Below are 19,767 nucleotides of genomic sequence, written 5' to 3' on the forward strand. Positions count from 1 at the left end.
GCGGGGGTGGAGCTGGGCGTGGAGGTGAGGTCCGATGCCGCGCTGTCGTCGTCGGTGGGAGAGCTGGACTCATCGGAGGCCGGGGTCTGGGTCGGGTCAGGGGTCGGGGTCTGGCTCTGGGGCGAACCGGACTCGCCCTGACCCTCCGGCTCATCCGTTCCCTCTCCCGCTCCTTCTGCCGTTCCCTCTTCCGATGGCTCGTCCGTCGGCGACGGTGAAGGCTCGGGCAGATCCGCCGCCACCTCCTTCGTCACGTAGAGCTGCGACGCGCGGCTCTCGTCGCTCACGGCGTTGTCGTACGAGACCACACGCTCGAAGTCGACCCACAGGTGATCCGTCGCACTCGTCGCCTCCGCCTTCCAGCGACAGCCGACCTTCCGGTCCGTGTCGTACGTCAGCGTCGCCGTCCCCGCGTACGCCTTCTCCCGCTGCTCCTGGTCCGTGACCTGCTTGATCCCCGGCAACAGCGAGTCGAGCGTGCCCTGGTCGACGGCGGCACACGGCTCCGGGAGCGTGCGGTACCGGCCGGGCTGCGCCGAGGCGGCCGTCGTACCGGAGCCGCCCTGCTTCGAGTCCGTCGGCTCGTCACCGCCGTCCGAACCGGTGCAGCCGGCCAGCGTCACCGTCGCCGCGAGGAGCGCGGCGACGCCGGATACGTACGCCTTCCGCTGCACGGGGGCTCCTCTCGCTCTGCCTGCTTATTCGCTTGCCGCCCGAAGGCGGCCGATGACCACAATGTCTATCGCACGCACGGCCGTGGACGCCGGTCGGTCATCCCTTTCGTAGACCTTGCCACCGGTATTTGCGCTGCCCGAACTTTGTTTGTTTTACGGGGGAATGAGGACGTTATGTCGTATGTAGAGGTACCGGGGGCGAGGGTCCCGATCCGCATGTGGACGGACCCGGGTTCGGTCGAGGACGTTGCGATGCAGCAGCTCAGGAACGTCTCCACGCTGCCGTGGATCAAGGGACTGGCCGTGATGCCGGACGTGCACTTCGGGAAGGGCGCGACGGTTGGGTCGGTCATCGCGATGCGCGGGGCTGTGTGTCCTGCGGCTGTTGGTGTCGACATCGGGTGCGGGATGTCGGCGGTGAAGACGTCTCTGACGGCGAATGATCTGCCGGGGGATCTGTCGCGGCTGAGGTCGAAGGTTGAGCAGGCTATTCCGGTGGGGCGGGGGATGCATGACGATCCGGTTGACCCGGGGCGGCTGCACGGGTTCGCTACTGCGGGGTGGGATGACTTCTGGGGCCGGTTCGATGGGGTCGCCGATGCTGTCAAATTCCGTCACGAACGTGCCATGAAACAGATGGGAACGCTCGGAAGTGGCAATCATATGATTGAACTATGCACTGATTCGGTCGGTTCTGTATGGCTCATGTTGCACTCCGGGTCCCGGAACATCGGAAAGGAGCTGGCCGAGCACCACATCGGAGTTGCTCAGAAGCTTCCGCACAACCAAGGCCTGATTGACCGTGATCTGGCGGTGTTCGTCTCGGATACTCCGCAAATGGCGGCTTACCGAAATGATCTGTACTGGGCTCAGGAGTACGCCAAGTACAACCGCGCAATCATGATGGGACTCCTCAAGGACGTGATCCGCAGGGAGTTCAAGAAGGCGAAGCCGACCTTCGAGCAGGAGATCTCCTGCCATCACAACTACGTTTCGGCCGAGCAATACGACGGCATGGACCTGCTGGTCACCCGCAAGGGCGCGATCCGCGCGGGCTCCGGTGAGTTCGGAATCATCCCGGGCTCGATGGGCACCAGCTCGTACATCGTGAAGGGGCTCGGAAACGAGAAGGCCTTCAACTCGGCCTCGCACGGGGCGGGTCGGCGTATGAGCCGCAACGCCGCGAAGCGGCGCTTCACCACGCGGGACCTGGAAGAGCAGACGCTGGGTGTCGAGTGCCGTAAGGACTCCGGCGTCCTGGATGAGATTCCGGGGGCGTACAAGAACATCGACCAGGTGATGGAGCAGCAGCGTGACCTTGTCGAGGTTGTGGCGAAGCTGAAGCAGTTCGTTTGTGTCAAGGGGTAGTTACTGCGTGGGCGGGTGCGGTCCAACACCGCACCCTCCCACGCGAGTTGTTCAGTCCGGTAGCGGCACCAGTCCCTGCGTCAGCTTCCAGCTGCGGACTTGGCACGCGCTTTGGGAGCGGTTCAAATCGGCGGCGGCTTTCGCCAGAGTCGGGGCATTGAGCAGGATCCTGTCGTCGTCACGAGTCCAGCGAATGCGCGGGGGCCTGACTTCCATCCCTGCTGGACGGACCCACGTTCCTAGAGACTTGGCGACGGTCTGTTTGCGCTCCAGCGAAAGGCAGTCCGCGTAGTAGAGGTGTGTGCTCAACTCCTGCGCCGCCTCCTTCGTGTAAAGGATGTTGTAGATCCCGTCACGGGCGTTGCGTTTGATCGATCGCTCGACTCCCGTGATCTTCCGTGCGTAGAAGCACAGGTAGGCGCCGAGGGCTGTGCTCGCTGTCGTTAGGGAGATGAAAGGGAAGCCATGGCTCGTGTAGCCCACCGAACCGTCGGCATCGATGACGCCTCGGAGATAGTCCCGGCGTGAGAACTCGACGCGGGGCGGGGTGATCTTCTTTGACTTGCAGCCGTAGGGCAGGCCGAGTTGGTTGAGCTTGCTTCTTGCTTCCAGGGCGCACAGCGTCCACGTCGCCGAATGGTGGTCTTCCGCGAAGTTCGTGGATCGGACGCGTTCGGTGACGCTGCTGTTGTAGGGCGTCAGGCGCTTGAACCTGTACAGAAGGTCGACGTCCCTGATGTTGAGTTCGACGGACAAGCGGCCTTTTTGTCCAGCGCCTTGGTACAGATGACCGTCGCCCTGCAAGAAGCCGAACATGTAGGCGTAGTTGGGGTCTTCAAGGTCCATGAACCCCGTCGTGTCGACGCCGAGGGCGTCGTCCAGCGTGAATTGGTGCGCGTTAGGCTCGCGTTCAGCCACAGGGAAGGCCTACTTCCTTGATGGTCAGGCCCTCGGTTGGGATGCCGGTCCCGGCCGAGGGCCGTCGTTTTGATGTTGTGGCGCGAGCCTAGATCGGGAGTTCATGTCCCGTATGGGTGATCCATCCGGTTCACCCTTGTGGGTTAGGTGAGGCACTTCTCCAATCCACGGCAGCGGCGATTACGACCGCACTCGCGTCCACCACCGCCACGAGATCCGCCGCCTCAAGACGGCCGTCTTCGCCCATCTCGACTACCCCGACGCCCGGCAGGCCCTCCAAGTGGTGCGCTGGCGACGCGACGTCAGCTCCGAGACCGCACCTTGCGAGGACGATTCCAAGGTCCGCACCGCGCATCTGCCCCCCACCATGGTCAGCCTGCGCAATCTCGCCATCGGCACCCACCGACAGGACGGCCGCACCGACATTGCCGTCGCCCTCTGCCACACCGCCCGCGACTATCGCCGCCCCCGGTCAGTCCTCGGCCTCACCGGATGACCAACAAGGCCAGCCGGGACAACTGGGTCAGGGACTGCTGGCGATCTCGGCGGCCAACTGGCAATTCTGGTCCGCCTGGCAGTCGGGGTAGAAGGAGCTCCAGAACGCAGGGACTCCGATCCAGCCTCGGTTGAGGGAAGCTAGGCGATTCCCCCGGATGTATGTGGGTCCTCCCTGCGACCAGCGTGGGGGCGTTTCGAGGAGTCGCGCGAGCTCGGTCAGGTCGAGACGGTATTCGTCCCTCCACATGGCCACCATCTCGCCTCCGTCGCAGCCCTGGCATGCGTTGGTCTCAAAGCGCTGTGCCCCGTCGGAGCCGGTGTCGATCAGATGGGCCAGGCGGCGGTCGTCGCCGACGCATGCCGCCCTGTAGACCGGCTCAGCCAGGGCGCGATAGGACTTCGCGACCCGGTCGGACCCTGCCGGATCGCCGGGGCCGGATACGTTGACCCCAGGGCAAGGCGGGGCCGTCTGCTTCAGGTCATGGTCGGGCTGCGGCGTGCTCCCCCCATCTCCGCAGCCTGGCAGCAGCATCACGGCGGGGCACAGGGCGATCAGCCAGACGGGGCGAGTCGCGCGGTGCACGCTCAGCCCTCTTCACATTGTCGCGCTGGGTCGGTACCCGGTCCCATGATCTGGCACATCGAGTAGTCGCTCTGCACGCTGAAGACCCGCCCGTAGTGCTCCCGGCCGTCCGGGCCGCGGCTGACGCCGGTGACCTGGAAAGGCCGGCCATGGTCGTCGATCACCGTGTGCTTCCTGTGGTCGCCGAGCATGTACGTCACGTCGAGCCGGAACGCCACATGGAAGCGCTCCGTTGTAGCCCGGAGCACCACCACGTTCTGCTCGTCACGGTGGAGCTTGATGGTGGTGCCTTCGAAGAACGGCGGTCCGGGCTTCCACTCAGGGTCGCGTTCCTTGTCATGGGCGTCGAGCACCGCCTTGTGGGCTACCGGGTTGGGCCGGTCCAGGTCATACATGACCTTGAACGTGGGCGATCCCGCCTGGCTCCCCAGGGCGAAGAGCGTGCCGGCCAACGGGCTTGCGCGGCGGACGATGACCGGGCGAATATCGAGGACATTCACCTGCTGGTCACGCCGGCCGGTCAGAGTGAGACGAATGGTCTGCTTCCCGATGTTGACCGCCCCGGCGGACTGAAAGAAGTCATCGAACTTCTTCGAGGCCGGGGACATCGGCTGCGCCAGGAAGCGGGACTGGGATGGGCTGGGCTGGAAGTCACCGCTCGTCGCCGCCCAAAACCCGTCCTCGTCGAAACGGACCGCCTCCACGGATACCGCAAAGTCCGGGCCGGACGCTGCGCCGGAGTCGTCGTCGTGAAACAACGCTCCTACGAAATGGGCGCCATGGGACGATAGCTCGACGATCTGCTGCTGGAACGACGCTGCCAAACCGGCCCCCACGACGGTCACCAGCCACAGCTTTGCCCTGCGCGTGACCGCACCCCACCTCGCCCGCACTCCGGTCCCGGCGTCGGCCCCCGCCTGGCTTGGCGGCTCCGTGGTCGTGCTGTCCCGCTCCCGGACCTCAACCTCCACTCGTACAAGCTGAGGCCGTCTGGGTGATCTGGTTCTGGGACGCCTCACCGAAGACACGACATGCCCGATATCTGTGACCCGTTCACGGACGCAGCGTGACACCCCGCACCCAGCCCCACAGGCGGCAGGAGAGCATTCACCCGATCGGGGATGCCTGGCTTGGGTGGTGACGGTGCTCCGATCAGCGACTACCGCCGACCCCTGTGAAGTTTCGGCCATACCCGCTGAACCCGGGCAGATAGTGATCACGCAATGACCCTGGCGGCTGGCCGACCATGAGTTTCTGATGTCGGCCGAAGTTGGTGAACTCCTGCGGGAGTAGGGGACCTTCGTGATCGACTACCGGAAGGTCCAGGAGAAGGAGGCCCAGGAGAAGTGGTGCTGACGGAGGGCTGCGGGCGGCTCGTTGTGCGCCATCCCCGGTCGCAGGCCGATCGACATCTCCTCGGTGAAAGGAGTTGCAGTGCAGCAATTTGAGGCCCCGTCGATCCGGGAGATCCCCGTGGCGGGGGAGCGGGCCGGTCCTTACGGTGTCACGGTCGGCCCTGATGGCGCCCTGTGGCTCACCTTCGTCCACAGTGGTCAGATCGCGCGTCTTACTGTCGACGGCGAGCTCAAGGAGTACTCCCTGGACGCGCCGACCTGTCGGCCGACGATCATCACCTCCGGGCCCGACGGGGCGTTGTGGTTCACCCGGTCCCAGGATCACCGGATCGGCCGCATCACGGTCGACGGCGAGACGCAGGCCTTTCGGGTGCCGACGCCCGACAGTGGACCCTTCGGCATCACCGCCGGCCCACAGGACTCGCTGTGGTTCACGCAGATGAACACCGACCGTATCGGCCGCATCGGCCTCGACGGTGAGATCACGGAGTACCCCCTGCCCACTGAGGGCGCCTTCCCCTCGGCGATCACCGAAGGTCCTGACGGAGCCCTGTGGTTCACCCTCAACCAGGCGAACGCGATCGGCCGCATCAACGTCGACGGTGACGTCGCCGTCCACCCGCTGCCCACCGCCGGAGCCGGGCCGGTTGGCATCACCTGTGACGGCGATGCCCTGTGGTTCGTCGAGATCGCGGCGGGCCGGATCGGCAGGCTCTCGGTGGACGACGGCAGGATCGACGAGTTCCCGCTGCCCGACCGCACGGCCAAGCCCCACGCCATCGTCGCGGCCTCCGCCGGGAACTGCTGGTTCACCGAATGGGGAGCCAACCGCATCGGTCACATCACCACGACCGGCGAGAACACAGGGAGCACCGAGAGCGCCGAGATCACCGAGTACGACCTGCCGTCCCCGTCGTCCGAACCGCACGGCATCACGATGGGACCCGACGGCGCTCTCTGGGCGGCCCTTGAGACGGGAGCAGTCGCGCGAGTGGGCATCTAGCGTCGCTCGACACCGCTCGGTCTCGTCGTCGGCACCCCCTCAGCGCGGACGGTCGACGCGGCCCTCGTGCCAGACGGGGTGGGGGCTTTCGTAGACGGTGCCGTCGGCGCCGAAGACGAGGTAGCGGTCGAAGTCGGTGGCGAACCAGCGGTCGTGGGTGACGGCAAGGACGGTGCCGGAGAAGGAATCCAGGCCCTGCTGAAGAGCATCGGCGCTGGCCAGGTCGAGGTTGTCGGTCGGCTCGTCGAGGAGGAGCAGGGTCGCTCCGGACAGTTCCAGCAGCAGGATCTGCAGTCGTGCCTGCTGGCCGCCGGACAGGGTCTCGAACCGCTGCTGGGCCGCCGGGGCGAGTTCGTAGCGGGCGAGCGCGGCCATGGCGTCGTTCAGGGGCAGGGCATGTCCGCTCATCACCAGTTCGGCCGGGGTGCGGCCGTGCAGTTCGGGACGGGTGTGGGTCTGCACGAAGTGGCCGGGGACCACGCGTGCGCCCAGCTGCACCGAGCCCTCGTGGCGCACGGAGGGCGTCGCGTCGTCATCCCCGGCCTCGGCCAGCAGCCGCAGGAAATGCGACTTGCCCGAGCCGTTCGAGCCGAGGACGCCGACCCGTTCGCCGTACCGGATCTCGGTGTCGAACGGCCGCATCAGCCCGGTGAGTTCCAGGCTTTCGCAGACGACCGCGCGTTTGCCGGTGCGGCCGCCGCGCAGTCGCATCCGTACGTTCTGCCGCTTCGGCGGGCGCTCCGGCGGGCCCGCCTCTTCGAACCTGGTCAGCCGGGTGCGGGCGGCGCGATAGGCGGAGGCCACCGAGTCGTTGTTCGCCGCGGTCTGCCGAAGGGTGTGCACCAGGCGCTTGAGTTTGGCGTGCTCCTCGTCCCAGCGGCGGCGCCGCTCCGCGAGCCGCTCGATGCGGTTCTGGCGTCCCTGGGCGTAGGTGGCGAAGCCCCCGCCGTGCACCCAGACGCCACGCGACTCCACCGTCACGATGCGGTCGGCTGCGTTGGCCAGCAACTGCCGGTCGTGTGATACCAGCAGCACGGTCTTGGCCGTGGCCCGGAGCTGCTCCTCCAGCCACTGCTTTCCGGGTACGTCCAGGTAGTTGTCGGGTTCGTCCAGCAGCAGGACCTGGTCGGGGCCGCGGAGCAGGGCTTCGAGGACGAGCCGTTTCTGCTCGCCGCCGGACAAGGTGTTCACCGGGCGGTCGCGGGCGGTGTCGTAGGGCAGGCCCAGAGCGGCGGTGGTGCAGGTGTCCCAGACCACCTCCATGTCGTAACCGCCGGCGTCCGTGAAGTCGGAGAGTGCCTGTGCGTAGGCCACCTGCGTCTTCTCGTCGTCGTGTGCCGCCATCGCGGACTCCGTCTGTGCCAGGGTCGCCGCGGCCTCCCGGACCCGGCCGGGTGCCACGGACAGCAGCAGGTCGTGCAGGGTCCGGCCGTCGCGGACACTGCCGACGAACTGCCGCATCACTCCCAGTCCGCCGGACTGGACGACGCGGCCGTCGTCCGGCCGCAGATCTCCTGCGATCAGGCGCAGCAAGGTGGTTTTCCCGGCGCCGTTCGGCCCCACTAGCCCGGCTTTGACTCCGTCGCCGATCCGGAACGACGCCTCGTGCAGCAACAGCCGTCCGTCCGGCAGCACATAGGTCAGCTGGTCCACTTCCACGTGTCCCATCCCCGTCGTGACCTCCCCGGTCCCTGACCAGATCGTTGTGCCGTTCACTGGACCACTGATCCAGTGACTGGACCAATGATCCTGTACAGGATCAACATACTAGGCTTCGTTGTCGTGGACACCAGCCAGACAGGACCAGGACCAGGAGCAGGACCAGGAACAGCCGGAAACGTGTGGCTCCGGCCCACGCGGGCCGACCGCGAAGCACCCCCGCTCAGCAGGGACCGGATCGTCGAAGAGGCCGTGACGCTGCTGGACGAGGAAGGCGCGGGCCGACTCACGATGCGGCGGCTCGCTGAGCGTCTCGGCACGGGCTCCACCACGCTCTACTGGCATGTGAAGACCAAGGACGATGTCCTCGACCTCGCCCTCGACGCGATCTTCGCCGAAGTCGCCCTTCCGCAGGCATCCGATCACCAGGCGTCCGACCAGCAGGCGTCCGACCAGGACTGGCGCGCGGACATCTCGGCCCTGGTCGGCGCGTGGCGGACGGTGCTCCTGAACCATCCCTGGTCGGTGACGCTGCTCGGCCGCCCCATGCTCGGCCCCAACGTGCTGGCCCGCAGCGAGTTCCTGCACGCCACGCTGCTACGGGCCGGGTTCACCGATCCCCACCTGACCGCCGCGGCGTACGGGCTGTCGAACTACGTCATCGGCTCGGCCCTGATGCAGGCCACCTGGGAGACCGGTGACGAACGGTCCGCCCGGCAAGTGGCCCAGGAGCACCTCCAGGCCAACCGCGACCGCTATCCCACTCTCGCCGCCCACGGCCCCTTCGTCGGCAACGACTGGGACAGGAACTTCACCCTCGGCCTCGGCTACCTCCTCGACGGCATCCAGGCCGGCGCCGCTTCGCGGGAGTCCTGACGGGCCGTCATTTCACGTGCACTCCCGTCACGTGCACTCCCGCCTACTTCGCGTGTGTCACCGCGTAGATCATGACGAACGCCACGATGTGGATGCCGAAGAGGAAGTACGCCAGGTACCACCAGACGTAGCGTTCGTTTTTCTTCTCCTGGGCCAGGCGGCGTTTTTCAGGCGTGTCCTGGGAGTCGGGCATCACAACTCCCTGTGGACCTTCGTGTTGGAGGCCTGGGCGCGGGGGCGGACGATCATGAGGTCGATGTTGACGTGGGAGGGGCGGGTGACCGCCCAGGTGATCGTGTCGGCCACGTCGTCGGCCGTCAGAGGCTCAGCCACGCCCTCGTAGACCTTCGCCGCCTTCTCGGCGTCGCCGTCGAAGCGGGTGAGGGCGAACTCGTCCGTCCTGACCATGCCGGGCGCGATCTCGATGACGCGGACCGGGGTGCCGACGATCTCCAGGCGGAGGGTCTCGGCGAGGACGTGGGCGCCGTGCTTGGCGGCGACATAGCCGGCGCCGCCCTCGTACGTGGCATGGCCCGCGGTGGAGGACAGGACGACCACCGTGCCGTCGCCGCTCGCCGTCAGAGCGGGGAGCAGGGCCTGGGTGACGTTGAGCGTGCCGATGACGTTCGTCTCGTACATCTGGCGCCAGTCCGCCGGGTCGCCCGTCGCGACCGGGTCGGCACCGAGCGCCCCGCCCGCGTTGTTGACCAGCACGCCGATCGTGCGGAACGCCGTCGCGAACTCGTCCACCGCCGCGCGGTCCGTGACGTCGAGCGCGTACGCCGTCGCCTGGTGGCCCGCCGCGCTGAGCTCCTCCGCCAGCGCCTCGATACGGTCCTTGCGGCGGGCCGTGAGCACCACCCGGTAGCCCGCCTCCGCCAGCTGTCGCGCCGTCGCGGCCCCGATGCCACTGCTCGCGCCGGTGACGACAGCGATACGGGAATTGGCTGCGGGGGCGGTCATGGGCTGCTCCTCGGGCGGGCGTACGGGTTCGCGCTCTCTCGCGCGAGCCGGCGTTCGAATCCCCGCCAGGATAGGCCGGTGGCCGCACCCTCATGCCAGCCGCTGTGCCATCTGTGCCATGTGCCTATGACCGGACGACCGGGACGACCGGACTTGGACCTGCTATGTCATCTGTCTATGCCATCTGTGCTTTGACGTGGTCGATGACCTCGTTGAACTCCTTCGTCGGCGAGAAGTCGATGTACTCGCAGTCCTCGAGGGCCTCCGGGGCGTGCCCGGGTGCCCAGTAGAAGGCCTGGCCGGCTTCGTAGATCTCGTCCCCGGACTTCGTACGCATCTTCAGGCGGCCCTTGAGCAGATATCCCCAGTGGGGGCACTGGCACAGGTCGTCCGGTTGGCCTTTGAGTACCGGTGCCATGTCCGTGCCCTGCGGGAACCGCACGAACGCGACGGACATGTCGCCGCCGATCTCCCGCATGCGCAGCTCCGTACCGCCGCCTTCGAACGCGACGGGCGTCTCGTTCTGTGTCGTCGCCGTCATGGTTCCTCGCCCTTCTTCAGGTCTTCAGGAGCTCGTCCTTCCAGCCTGGCCCTCTTCGGCCTCAGCTGCCTCCCCGGGGCGCGTACATGATCACGGCCATTCCGGCGAGGCAGATCAGGGCGCCGGTCACGTCCCAGCGGTCGGGCCGGAAGCCGTCCGCGACCATGCCCCAGGCGAGGGAGCCTGCGACGAAGACTCCGCCGTACGCGGCGAGGATGCGGCCGAAGTTCGCGTCGGGCTGGAGCGTGGCGACGAAACCGTACGCGCCTAGGGCCATGACCCCGGCGCCGATCCACAGCCAGCCGCGGTGTTCGCGTACGCCCTGCCAGACCAGCCATGCGCCGCCGATCTCGAAGAGTGCGGCGAGGACGAACAGGGCGGCGGAGCGGGCGACGAGCATGCGTGCAGCTTGGCATGAGGGACGCGTCGGTCTTCAAGGTCGGGTACTGCTGCGTCGTACGCTTTCTGCTCGACGCAGGTGACCGAGCGCAGCAGCAGAGAAGAGGGCCGCCATGTCCAGCGAAGCGACCGGTGCGCGGCGCAGCGGTCTGCTCTCCGAGCTGTCCACCGAGTCGCGCCGTTACATGGCCTCGTACGCCCTCTTCAACCAGGCCGTCGCCGACCATCTGCGGCTGCACCCCACGGACCTGCAGTGCCTGAACCTGCTCAGCCTGGAGCGCGGGCCGGTCACGACGGGGCGGATCGCCGAGCTGACCGGGCTGACGACCGGGTCGGCGACGCGGCTCGTGGACCGGCTGGAGAGGGCGGGGTACGTCGTACGGGAGCGGGATGCCGCCGACCGGCGGCGCGTGCTCGTGGCGACCGTGCCCGAGAAGGCCGAGGAGTTCAGCCGGATGTGGGGGCGGCTGAGCGGCGGCTGGTACGCCCTCTTCGAGGAACTGGAGGACGACGAACTCGCCCTGCTCATCGGTCATATGAGGCGGACGGTGGAGTTCACGGCGACACAGATCGCCCGCCTGCGGGACGGGGAGCTCGACCTGCCGGAGGCGTGAGCGCTCCGCTGGAGGAACGGTGATGCTGCATCGACATGCGGCTCCGCCGCGGGTGCGGGCCGGTGGGGGCTGGTCGCGCAGTTCCCCGCGCCCCTTACGGGGCGCGCGGTATCGCACCGGACTTCACCAAGGCCGCTCAGGAAGCCTCCTCGTCGTACTGTTCCCGCGCCTCGATGACCTCCTCTATATGCGTCTCCGCCCAGTCCTTCACCGCCACGAGGAGGCGGCTGAGGTTCATGCCGAGGGGGGTCAGCTCGTAGTCCACGCGTACGGGCACGGACGGTGTGACGGTCCGCCCCACGATCCCGTCCCGTTCCAGTGAACGCAGCGTCTGCGTCAGCATCTTGGGGCTGACACCCGCGATCTTGCGGCCGAGGTCGCTGTAGCGCATGGGCCCGGAGGAGAGCGCGGCGACGACGAGGCTGGCCCACTTGTCGCTGATGCGGGCGAGCAGCTGGTTGGTCGGGCAGCTCTTGAGGAACGCGTCGTACTCGATCCGTGCCTGCTCACGCCGCTGTGCCGCCGTCGTGGTCGCCATGGCTCGTCGCCTCCACGTACTTCTCGGTGACGTACGCACCTCCAGGTGCCTACTTACTTAACGTGCCGGAGCCGGCCGCCGGTCAGGTGCGGATCAAGGTGGCGGCCGCCACGCTCAACCCCGTCGACGCGGAGGTGCGCGCGGGCAGCTTCGGCGGCGTGGGCAAGCGGCTCGGTCTGGGCTGGGACGTGGCCGGGACGGTCGACGCGGTCGGGACGGCGACGAGCTGGGCCGTGGGTGACGAGGTGGTCGCGCTCCTCGTCGCCATGGGCAAGTCCCTTGGTACACACGCCGATTACGTGATCGTGGACGCCGACGCGGTGGCCAAGACGCCCACCACGGTCGACGCCGTGCACGCCGCCACGCTTCCGCTCAACGCCCTCGCCGCCGCCCAGGCCCTGGACCTGCTGGACATCCAGAAGGGCCAGAGCCTCCTGGTGACGGGCGCGGCGGGCGCGGTCGGCGGTTACGCCGTCCAGCTCGCCGCCCACCGCGGGATATCCGTGACCGCTCTGGCCCGCGAGGGCGACGAGGAGTTCGTACGTTCCCTGGGGGCGGCCCACTTCACGACGTCGGGCGCCGTCGAGCCGGGCAGCGTGGACGCCGTGCTCGACGCCGCGATCCTCGGCGAGGCCGCCCTGGAGCGGGTGCGCGACGGTGGCGCGTACGTCGGGGTCATCCCGAACGCCCACCCGGCCTCCGTGCGCGGCGTGCGGACCGGCTCGGTGTCGGTGACCGCCGACGGCGCGCGCCTCACGGAGCTGGTGGCGCTCCTGGACGAGGGGGTGCTGACGGCGCGGGTGGCCGAGACGTACGCCTTGGGAGACGTGGCCGAGACGTACGCCTTGGGAGACGTGGCCAAGGCGCACGCCCGGCTGGCGGAGGGCGGCGTGCGGGGACGTGTCGTGCTCGTTCCCTGACGCCCGTGCCACCGGATGGCCCTTTGCCCGTGCCGCCTGATCGCCCTCTGCCCGCGCCACCTGACGGCCCTCTAATGGCTGTGCCCCTCTTGTGCCTTGCGCGGCAGCAGTCGTACGAGGCCGCAGCACAGGAGGGCGACGGCGCCGACCACGGTGAGGCTCACGGTCATCGCGTGGGCCTCACCGCCGTCGGCCGTCTTGAAATACACGGTGGTCACGGCCGCCGCGCCGAGCGCGTTCGCGAGCTGCTGCACCGCGCTGAGCGAACCGCTGGCGCTGCCCGCCTCGTCCGGGGCGATGTCGCCGATCGTGACGTCGTAGACCGTGCCGAAGCAGGTGCCCATGCCGAGTCCGATGACGAGGAGAGGCGCGACAAGGGTCCAACTGCCGGTGTCCGTACCGGAGTTCATGACGACTGCGAGCAGGCCGCCGGTCCCGGCGAGGGTGATCAGCAGTCCGACGAGGACGAGTCGGCGCCCCAGTCTGCCGATCAGTCCGTAGCAGGCGATGGACGCGATGACGATGCCCGCGGAGAGCGGGATCAGGCCGAGGGCGGTGTCGGCGGGGGAGCGGTTCAGGCCCTGCTGGAGGAAGAGGGAGATGACGTAGAGCAGGCCCGCGACGGCGGCGAAGAACACGATGCCGAGGACGAGACCCGAGGTGAAGCCGCGGTTGCGCAGCAGGGACGGCTGGACGAGAGGGTTCTCGGCGGTGCGCTGGCGGTGGCAGAACAGGGCGAAGAAGGCCAGGCCGATGCCGGTCAGGAGGATGGGCGTCGCGCGGGTCCAGCCGTTCGTGGAGCCGTCGATGAGTCCGCCGAGCAGGCCGAGCGTCGCGCCGCCGAGATAAGCGGAGCCGTGGCCGTCGACCGTGACGGTGCGGTCGCCGGTGTCGCGGGGGATCAGCCGGGCGGCGGCGAGCAGGGCCGCGCCGCCGAGGACCAGGTTGATCAGGAACAGGGGGCGCCAGCCGAGTCCGCCGAGATCGGCGTCGACGAGGAACCCGGCGAGGATCGGCCCGCCGACCGCGCTGAGCCCCATCACGGGTCCGAACAGGCTGAACGCCTTGCCGATCTCCTCCCGCGGCCACACCGCGCCGAGGATCCCGAAGCCCTGCGGAATGACGAGCGCGCCGAACGCGCCCTGCGCGAGCCGGGCGACGACCAGCGACTCGGGGTTCACGGCCAGCCCGCAGCCGAGCGAGGCCACGGTGAACCCGGCGAGCCCGAGGAGGAACAGCCGACGGCGCCCGTACTTGTCGCCGAGCCGTCCGCCGAGGACGAGCAGCACGCCGAGGGCGAGCGCGTAGGAGGCGCCGAGCCACTGGATGAGGCCCTCGCCGCCGCCGAGATCCTCGGTGATGGTCGGGGCGGCGAGGTTGGTGATCGTGGCGTCGACGAGGTCGAGGACGTCGGCGGTGAGGATGACGGCCAGGATCGCCCAGCGGGTGCGGGGGGATGGATGTGAGGGTGTCTTTGCGTCGTGCAGTATCTGTGTCACGCAGATAAATGTGTGGGGTGGGTCGGCCGATGGTCAAGCGAGTTTTGGATCCCGGAAATTTGTACGGGGGTTTTGCGGGAGCTTAGGAGGTTATGGGTATGGGCTTTTACTGCATTCCTTGCGCGTACGCCGCCGGGGGTACCCCCACCGTCGCCGTGAAGTCGCGTACGAGGTGGGCCTGGTCGGCGTAGCCGAGGTCGGCGGCGAGGGCGGCCCAGTCGACGTCCCGCTGGGTGCCGGCGAGCTCCAGGGCTTCGTGGATCCGGTAGCGCAGGATGATCCACTTCGGGCTGACGCCGACGTACGCCGCGAAGAGCCGTTGCAGTGCCCGTACCGAGATGCCCTCCGCGCGGGCGAAGTCGCCGACGCGGCGCACGGTGCGGTGGGCGCGGATGCGGGCGACGAGGTCGGCGGCGAGGTCGGCCTGCGGGTCGGGGGCCGGGGCGAGGGAGAGCAGGAAGGCGTCGAGCGCGGCGATCCGGTCGCGGTCGTCGGCGGGGCTCACGACCGTGCGCGCGGTGTCGGGCGTGGCCTGCGCGAACACGTCCTGGACGGGCAGTACGCGGCCCGTCCACCGCGACACCGGCACGTCCGGCACCAACGGCCGGAAGCCGCCGGGCCAGAACTTCGCCCCGCACACCCGTCCCCGCCCGGTCAGCTTCCTGGTGAACAGCCCGAGCGCGACGCCGTGCACCTCGCCGTAGGGCGGCCCCTCGTCCTCGTCCCACTGGAAGCTGACGTTGACGGACGGGTGCGGGACGACATGGGAGGCGTAGGGCTCGGGCAGGTCCCAGTCGATGAACCAGTACGTCTCGACGTGGCGGCGCAGCGGTTCGGCGGGCTCGTGGCGACGGAACCGTACGCGGGTCAGGAGCCCGGAAGGATCCACGATGCCCCGGGTGTCGCGGATCCCTTGGATGTCACGGATGCCCTGGGTGTCACGGCGGGGTGCGGCCATGTCCGGATCGTATGCCGTCGCGTTTTTTCAAGAGGAGTACGGCAGGGTGTCCGTACGGTCGTCGCATGGACACGAACCAGGACGTGAACCGGCAGGATCAGCAGACGTACGCCATCGGAGATCTTCTGGCGGTGGCGGGCGAGCGGGCCGTGCCGGTGATACGGGCGCTGCCCGACGAGCGGCTGGCCGACCCCACACCGTGCAGCGACTACGACGTGAAGGCCCTGGTCAACCACCTGTTCCACGTGGTCGTCCAGTTCCAGAAGCTGGCCGCCAAGAAGGACTCGGACTTCACCGTGACCCCGGACCACGTCGGTGCGGAGCCGGGCTGGAGGGAGCGGTTCGCGGACGAAGTGGACCGGCTCGTGGCGGCCTGGTCCGCACCGGGGGCCGAGGAGGGCACGACCGGCGCGATGAACATGCCCGCGCGGACCGTCGGGTCGTTGGTGCTGCTCGACCTGACCGTGCACGTGTGGGACCTGGCGCGGGCCACGGGCCAGGAGTACCGGACGGACGGCGAAGCCGTCAGGGTGCTCGACCAACTCGCCGCGACGGTGGGGGAGATGGCGCCGACGGCACGCGCGATGGGGATGTTCGCGGACCCGGTACCGGTCCCGGAGAACGCCTCGCCGTTCGAGCGGCTGCTGGCGGAGACGGGACGCGACCCGTACAGCGGCCCGCACAGCTGAAGTCCAGTACAGCGGCCCGTACAGCTGAAGTCCTGCGGCCCAGGCCCGCGCCGACCCTCCCGCGGGCTCACGTCTTCGCCAGCTCCGACCGCCGCCACTTCCGCCCGGGAACCAGCCGCCGAGCCCTCCGCCGCCATTCCTCGATCCGAGCCTGCCGCCGCGTGGCCCGGAGTTCCCTGAACAGGTCCTCGTAGCGCCCCACGATCGGCTCGGCGTCGTAGCGGTGGGCGCTCGCCAGCGCGGCCCGCCCCATCTCCCGCCGGGCGGAATCGTCCGCGATCAGGTCGAGCATCGCCTCCGCGAGGGCGCGGGCGTCGCCCACCGGAACCAGGCGGCCGTTGACGCCGTCCGTGATGATCTCGGCGGGGCCGAGGGGGCAGTCCGTGCTGATGACCGGAACGCCGCAGCGCATCGCCTCGACCAGCGTCATCCCGAAGGACTCCGCGTCCGAGGCGCTGACCACGAGCGAGGACTTGGCGAACTCGGCCTCGATGGGCGTACGGGGGCCCATGAGGCGGGCGTGGCCGGTCAGCCCCAGACCGTCGATCAGGGACTGGAGGCGTTCCCGTTCGGAGCCGCCGCCATAGATCCGCAGACGCCACTCCGGCTCCTTCGCGGCGACCGCCGAGAACGCCTCGATCAGCAGGTCGAAACGCTTGCCGGGGACGAGGCGACCCGCCGCCGCGATCACCTTCGCGTCCCCGGTGGAAGGGGCCACGTCCCGCGGCGCCGGCACGATGTTCGGCACCGCGGTGACCCGTACGCCCGGCAGCGGCATCCGCTTCCGGTACACCTTCGCGTCCGCCTCCGTCGTCGTCACGAGCGCGTCCAACGCCGGGTAGTTCTCGGCCAGTACGGCCCGCAGCCGCTTGCCGTGCGCGTCGTGCCGCAGATGCTCCTGACCGATGCGCAGGGCACGGCGCGGGGCGAAAAGGGAGACGTAGACGTTGATGCCGGGGCGGGTGCCGATCACCACATCCGCGTCGCAGTCCGCCAGGTAGTCGCGTACCCGTACATCGGTCAGCCGGTTGTACTGCTTGTACCGCTTGTCGGAGGACGGGTAGTCGGTCGCCGGCTCGGCGTGCGCGAGATCCGCGAGATCCGCGCTGCCCTCCCGTGTGTCGACCAGCGGTACGAGCGTGATCCTCGGATCGATGTCGAAGCGCGGCACGTCCCGGTGGCGCGACATCGACACGATCTTGACGTTGTGCTGGTCGGCGAGTGCCGACGCCAGGTTGAGTGTGGTGCGGACGGTGCCCCCGATGGCGTAAGCGTTGTGCAGCAGGAACACGATCCTCATGCGCTTGGCGGCCTTCCTACGCTTCATGCGGTGCGTGCCTTCCCCGTCGCGGCTCTCCGCCCTGGTCCCCGGGAGACAGTGGCCGGGCGAGGTAAGCCACCGGTCCCAGCGGGGTGAGAACCGGGTAAGAGACCCGGTCGTACCCCTGCTCATCAGGTACTACGTATCCCGGGCCTTGGCAGACTGGTGGCGTGCCCCACAATGTGCTGCTCGCCGAGGACGACCGCGCCATTCGCCACGCCCTGGAACGCGCCCTGACCCTTGAAGGGTACGAGGTCGCGGCCGTCGCGGACGGTATCGAGGCGCTCGCGCAGGTCCATCGCGAGCCGCCCGACGTGCTCGTACTCGACGTGATGATGCCGGGCATCGACGGCCTCCAAGTGTGTCGCGTCCTGCGTGCCGAGGGCGACCGTACGCCGATCCTGATGCTCACCGCGCGCGTCGAGACCGCGGACCGCATCGCGGGTCTGGACGCCGGAGCCGACGACTACGTGGTCAAGCCCTTCGACGTCGAAGAGGTGTTCGCCAGGCTGCGTGCACTGCTGCGGCGTACGGACGCCCCCGCTACGGAGGCCCTCGCCGGTGTACCCAGGGATCAACGACGCATGCCCGAGGCTCAGGTCACCGTCGCCGGACTGCGCATCGACTCGCCGGCCCGCCGCGTGTGGCGCGGGGCGCGCGAGATCGAGCTCACCCGCACCGAGTTCGATCTGCTGGAACTCCTCGCCCGCAACGCCGGCATCGTCCTCGACCACGCCACGATCTACGACCGCATCTGGGGCTACGACTTCGGCCCCGGCTCCAAGAACCTCGCCGTGTACGTCGGTTACCTGCGACGCAAGCTCGACGAGCCGGGCGCGCCCGCCCTGATCCACACGGTGCGGGGCGTGGGGTACGTACTGAGGGAGGACTGAGTGCGCCGGCGACTGTTCGCCAGACCACGGCTGTCCTCGCTGCGGACCACGTTCACGGTGTCCTTCGCGGCCGTCGCCGCCGTCGTGACCGTACTCGTGGGATTTCTCTCGTACGACGCCGCCGCCCGGCTCGTCCGCGTGGACCAGCAGACGGTGTTCGAGGACGTGGTCCAGGATCTGCGCAACCAGGTGCGCCAAAGCGCCCTGACACCGGAGGACTTCGCCGCCTCCGGCACCGACGGGCCGCGCGCCGACCTGATCCGGCCGAGGGGCACGGTCGTGCAGGTACTGGGGCACGACGGGAGGGTCGTCGACGGGGGCAGCCCAGCGCTGCCGGCCGGCACCGACGACCGTCGGGCCGCGTCGGCGAAGATCGCCGGGTGGCTGGTGGAGCACCGCGACGTCGAGGTCGGCGACGAGGTGTACCGGGTGGCGACCGTCGCGCTCGGCGGCCGGCGGGGTGCCGTGCAGGTCGCGCAGGAGCTCAGCGGTACGGAGGACCTGCTGCGTCAACTCCAGCGGCGGACCGTGCTGTTGGTGGCCGCGGTCGTCGTCGCCGCGGGCCTCTCCGGCTGGTGGCTGGCCCGCCGGATCACCTCGCGGCTTGTCCGCCTCGCGGGCGCCGCCGAGGATGTGGCACGCACGGGTCGCCTCGCCACCCAGGTACCGGTCACGGGGCGCGACGAGGTCGCCCGGCTCGGCCGCTCCTTCGACCGCATGCTCGGCCGCCTCGCCCAGTCCGAGGACGACCAGCGCCGCCTCGTCCAGGACGCGGGCCATGAACTCCGTACGCCCCTGACGTCCCTCCGCACGAACATCTCGATGCTCCGCCGCATCGACGAACTCCCGCCCGCGGCCCGTGAGGAACTGGTCGCGGACCTGGCCCATGAGTCCCGCGAACTGACCGACCTCGTCAACGAGTTGGTCGACCTCGCGGCCGGCCAGTCCGCCACCGAGCCGCTCCAGCGGGTGGCTGTCGCCGACGTCGCGGAGGACGTGGCGGTGGCGGCGCGACGGCGTACGGGGCGGGAGATCACCGTCCGTGCGGCCGGGGAGACGACGGTGGACGCCCGTCCGGCGGCGTTGCAGCGGGCGGTGTCCAACCTGGTGGAGAACGCGGCGAAGTTCGACCGGGACGGGGTTTCGTCGATCGAGATCGCGGTGACGGGGGGCGGCGGCCTCGTCCGCGTCGAGGTCCTGGACCGTGGTCCCGGCATCGCGGACGAGGACCTGCCCCGGGTGTTCGACCGCTTCTATCGCACCCCGGCGGCCCGCAGCCTGCCGGGTTCCGGTCTCGGCCTCTCCATCGTGAGGGAGGTGGCGGCGATGCACGGGGGTGCGCCGTTCGCTCACCGCAGGGGGGGTGGGGGCGCGGTGATCGGGTTCACGGTGGGTGGTTGACCGTATGTCGGCTGCAGCGCCGTCGTGGCTGGTCGCGCAGTTCCCCGCGCCCCTGAAGGGGCGCCCCTGGAACCGCAACGCCCCAAGCCACCACCTA

At 68.9% G+C, this 19,767-nt stretch carries 21 protein-coding genes; 9 read left to right on the plus strand and 12 right to left on the minus strand.

Annotation, left to right across the window (positions count from 1 at the left end; genetic code table 11):
- Positions 1-674: DUF3558 domain-containing protein (locus G5C60_RS52645; RefSeq protein ID WP_338146057.1), on the minus strand; the 674-nt coding region annotated here is incomplete at its 3' end.
- A 174-nt stretch (positions 675-848) separates the two neighbouring features.
- Here G5C60_RS52645 and G5C60_RS39160 point away from each other — a divergent pair.
- Complete coding sequence (locus G5C60_RS39160) at positions 849-2,042, plus strand: RtcB family protein (protein ID WP_165266915.1); 1,194 nt, start codon at positions 849-851, stop codon at positions 2,040-2,042.
- Between the two features lie 51 nt (positions 2,043-2,093).
- Here the strand turns inward: G5C60_RS39160 and G5C60_RS39165 are convergent, their stop codons facing one another.
- Complete coding sequence (locus tag G5C60_RS39165) at positions 2,094-2,960, minus strand: LAGLIDADG family homing endonuclease (protein ID WP_420907453.1); 867 nt, start codon at positions 2,958-2,960, stop codon at positions 2,094-2,096.
- Between the two features lie 283 nt (positions 2,961-3,243).
- Here G5C60_RS39165 and G5C60_RS39170 point away from each other — a divergent pair, with 283 nt between their 5' ends.
- A complete protein-coding gene (locus G5C60_RS39170) occupies positions 3,244-3,456 on the plus strand; it encodes a hypothetical protein (RefSeq protein WP_165266917.1) in 213 nt (70 codons plus the stop codon).
- Between the two features lie 587 nt (positions 3,457-4,043).
- On the opposite strand, the gene G5C60_RS39175 is transcribed toward G5C60_RS39170, so the two are convergent.
- On the minus strand, positions 4,044-4,886 hold the full coding sequence (locus tag G5C60_RS39175) for a hypothetical protein (protein WP_165266919.1): 843 nt from the start codon (positions 4,884-4,886) through the stop codon (positions 4,044-4,046).
- Positions 4,887-5,475: 589 nt separating this feature from the next.
- On the opposite strand from G5C60_RS39175, the gene G5C60_RS39180 reads away from it, so the two are divergent.
- On the plus strand, positions 5,476-6,399 hold the full coding sequence (locus G5C60_RS39180) for a virginiamycin B lyase family protein (RefSeq protein WP_165266921.1): 924 nt from the start codon (positions 5,476-5,478) through the stop codon (positions 6,397-6,399).
- 39 nt (positions 6,400-6,438) lie between these two features.
- Here G5C60_RS39180 and G5C60_RS39185 read toward each other — a convergent pair whose 3' ends face one another.
- Positions 6,439-8,067 carry an ABC-F family ATP-binding cassette domain-containing protein gene (locus G5C60_RS39185; protein ID WP_165266923.1) on the minus strand — a complete coding sequence of 543 codons (1,629 nt, stop codon included), beginning with the start codon at positions 8,065-8,067 and terminating at the stop codon, positions 6,439-6,441.
- Between the two features lie 171 nt (positions 8,068-8,238).
- Here G5C60_RS39185 and G5C60_RS39190 point away from each other — a divergent pair, with 171 nt between their 5' ends.
- Positions 8,239-8,934 (plus strand): TetR/AcrR family transcriptional regulator, encoded by a 696-nt coding sequence (locus tag G5C60_RS39190; protein WP_338146058.1) that lies wholly within the window; start codon positions 8,239-8,241, stop codon positions 8,932-8,934.
- A 43-nt stretch (positions 8,935-8,977) separates the two neighbouring features.
- Here G5C60_RS39190 and G5C60_RS39195 read toward each other — a convergent pair whose 3' ends face one another.
- The 4 genes from G5C60_RS39195 to G5C60_RS39210 form a co-directional block, all read right to left on the minus strand.
- Positions 8,978-9,127 carry a hypothetical protein gene (locus tag G5C60_RS39195; RefSeq protein WP_165266927.1) on the minus strand — a complete coding sequence of 50 codons (150 nt, stop codon included), beginning with the start codon at positions 9,125-9,127 and terminating at the stop codon, positions 8,978-8,980.
- On the minus strand, positions 9,127-9,897 hold the full coding sequence (locus G5C60_RS39200) for an SDR family NAD(P)-dependent oxidoreductase (RefSeq protein WP_165266929.1): 771 nt from the start codon (positions 9,895-9,897) through the stop codon (positions 9,127-9,129). Before G5C60_RS39200 ends, G5C60_RS39195 begins: the two co-directional genes overlap by 1 nt.
- 175 nt (positions 9,898-10,072) lie before the next feature.
- Positions 10,073-10,438 carry a cupin domain-containing protein gene (locus tag G5C60_RS39205; protein WP_165266931.1) on the minus strand — a complete coding sequence of 122 codons (366 nt, stop codon included), beginning with the start codon at positions 10,436-10,438 and terminating at the stop codon, positions 10,073-10,075.
- Positions 10,439-10,499: 61 nt separating this feature from the next.
- Positions 10,500-10,838, minus strand: coding sequence for a YnfA family protein (locus G5C60_RS39210; RefSeq protein WP_165266933.1), 339 nt, complete (start codon positions 10,836-10,838; stop codon positions 10,500-10,502).
- A gap of 112 nt (positions 10,839-10,950) precedes the next feature.
- On the opposite strand from G5C60_RS39210, the gene G5C60_RS39215 reads away from it, so the two are divergent.
- On the plus strand, positions 10,951-11,451 hold the full coding sequence (locus tag G5C60_RS39215; RefSeq protein WP_165266935.1) for a MarR family winged helix-turn-helix transcriptional regulator: 501 nt from the start codon (positions 10,951-10,953) through the stop codon (positions 11,449-11,451).
- Between the two features lie 136 nt (positions 11,452-11,587).
- Here the strand turns inward: G5C60_RS39215 and G5C60_RS39220 are convergent, their stop codons facing one another.
- Positions 11,588-11,989, minus strand: a complete 402-nt coding sequence (locus G5C60_RS39220; protein WP_165266937.1) for a winged helix-turn-helix transcriptional regulator — start codon at positions 11,987-11,989, stop codon at positions 11,588-11,590.
- 62 nt (positions 11,990-12,051) lie between these two features.
- On the opposite strand from G5C60_RS39220, the gene G5C60_RS39225 reads away from it, so the two are divergent.
- Entirely contained in the window at positions 12,052-12,909 is an 858-nt protein-coding gene (locus G5C60_RS39225) for an alcohol dehydrogenase catalytic domain-containing protein (protein ID WP_338146059.1), read from the plus strand.
- 71 nt (positions 12,910-12,980) lie between these two features.
- Here G5C60_RS39225 and G5C60_RS39230 read toward each other — a convergent pair whose 3' ends face one another.
- Positions 12,981-14,408 carry an MFS transporter gene (locus G5C60_RS39230; RefSeq protein ID WP_165266941.1) on the minus strand — a complete coding sequence of 476 codons (1,428 nt, stop codon included), beginning with the start codon at positions 14,406-14,408 and terminating at the stop codon, positions 12,981-12,983.
- 106 nt (positions 14,409-14,514) lie between these two features.
- Positions 14,515-15,366, minus strand: a complete 852-nt coding sequence (locus G5C60_RS39235) for a helix-turn-helix domain-containing protein (RefSeq protein ID WP_165266943.1) — start codon at positions 15,364-15,366, stop codon at positions 14,515-14,517.
- 65 nt (positions 15,367-15,431) lie between these two features.
- On the opposite strand from G5C60_RS39235, the gene G5C60_RS39240 reads away from it, so the two are divergent.
- Positions 15,432-16,055, plus strand: coding sequence for a TIGR03086 family metal-binding protein (locus tag G5C60_RS39240; RefSeq protein WP_165266945.1), 624 nt, complete (start codon positions 15,432-15,434; stop codon positions 16,053-16,055).
- Positions 16,056-16,122: 67 nt separating this feature from the next.
- On the opposite strand, the gene G5C60_RS39245 is transcribed toward G5C60_RS39240, so the two are convergent.
- Positions 16,123-17,355, minus strand: coding sequence for a glycosyltransferase family 4 protein (locus G5C60_RS39245; protein ID WP_165266951.1), 1,233 nt, complete (start codon positions 17,353-17,355; stop codon positions 16,123-16,125).
- Positions 17,356-17,546: 191 nt separating this feature from the next.
- Between G5C60_RS39245 and G5C60_RS39250 the strand changes: the two genes are divergently transcribed.
- Positions 17,547-18,269 (plus strand): response regulator, encoded by a 723-nt coding sequence (locus G5C60_RS39250; protein ID WP_165266947.1) that lies wholly within the window; start codon positions 17,547-17,549, stop codon positions 18,267-18,269.
- Positions 18,270-19,670: a sensor histidine kinase gene (locus tag G5C60_RS39255; RefSeq protein WP_338146060.1), complete on the plus strand. Its 1,401-nt coding sequence runs from the start codon at positions 18,270-18,272 to the stop codon at positions 19,668-19,670. It abuts the gene before it with no gap.
- Positions 19,671-19,767: the final 97 nt, after the last annotated feature.

This window comes from Streptomyces scabichelini (assembly GCF_011045015.1).
GTDB classification, from domain to species: domain Bacteria; phylum Actinomycetota; class Actinomycetes; order Streptomycetales; family Streptomycetaceae; genus Streptomyces; species Streptomyces scabichelini.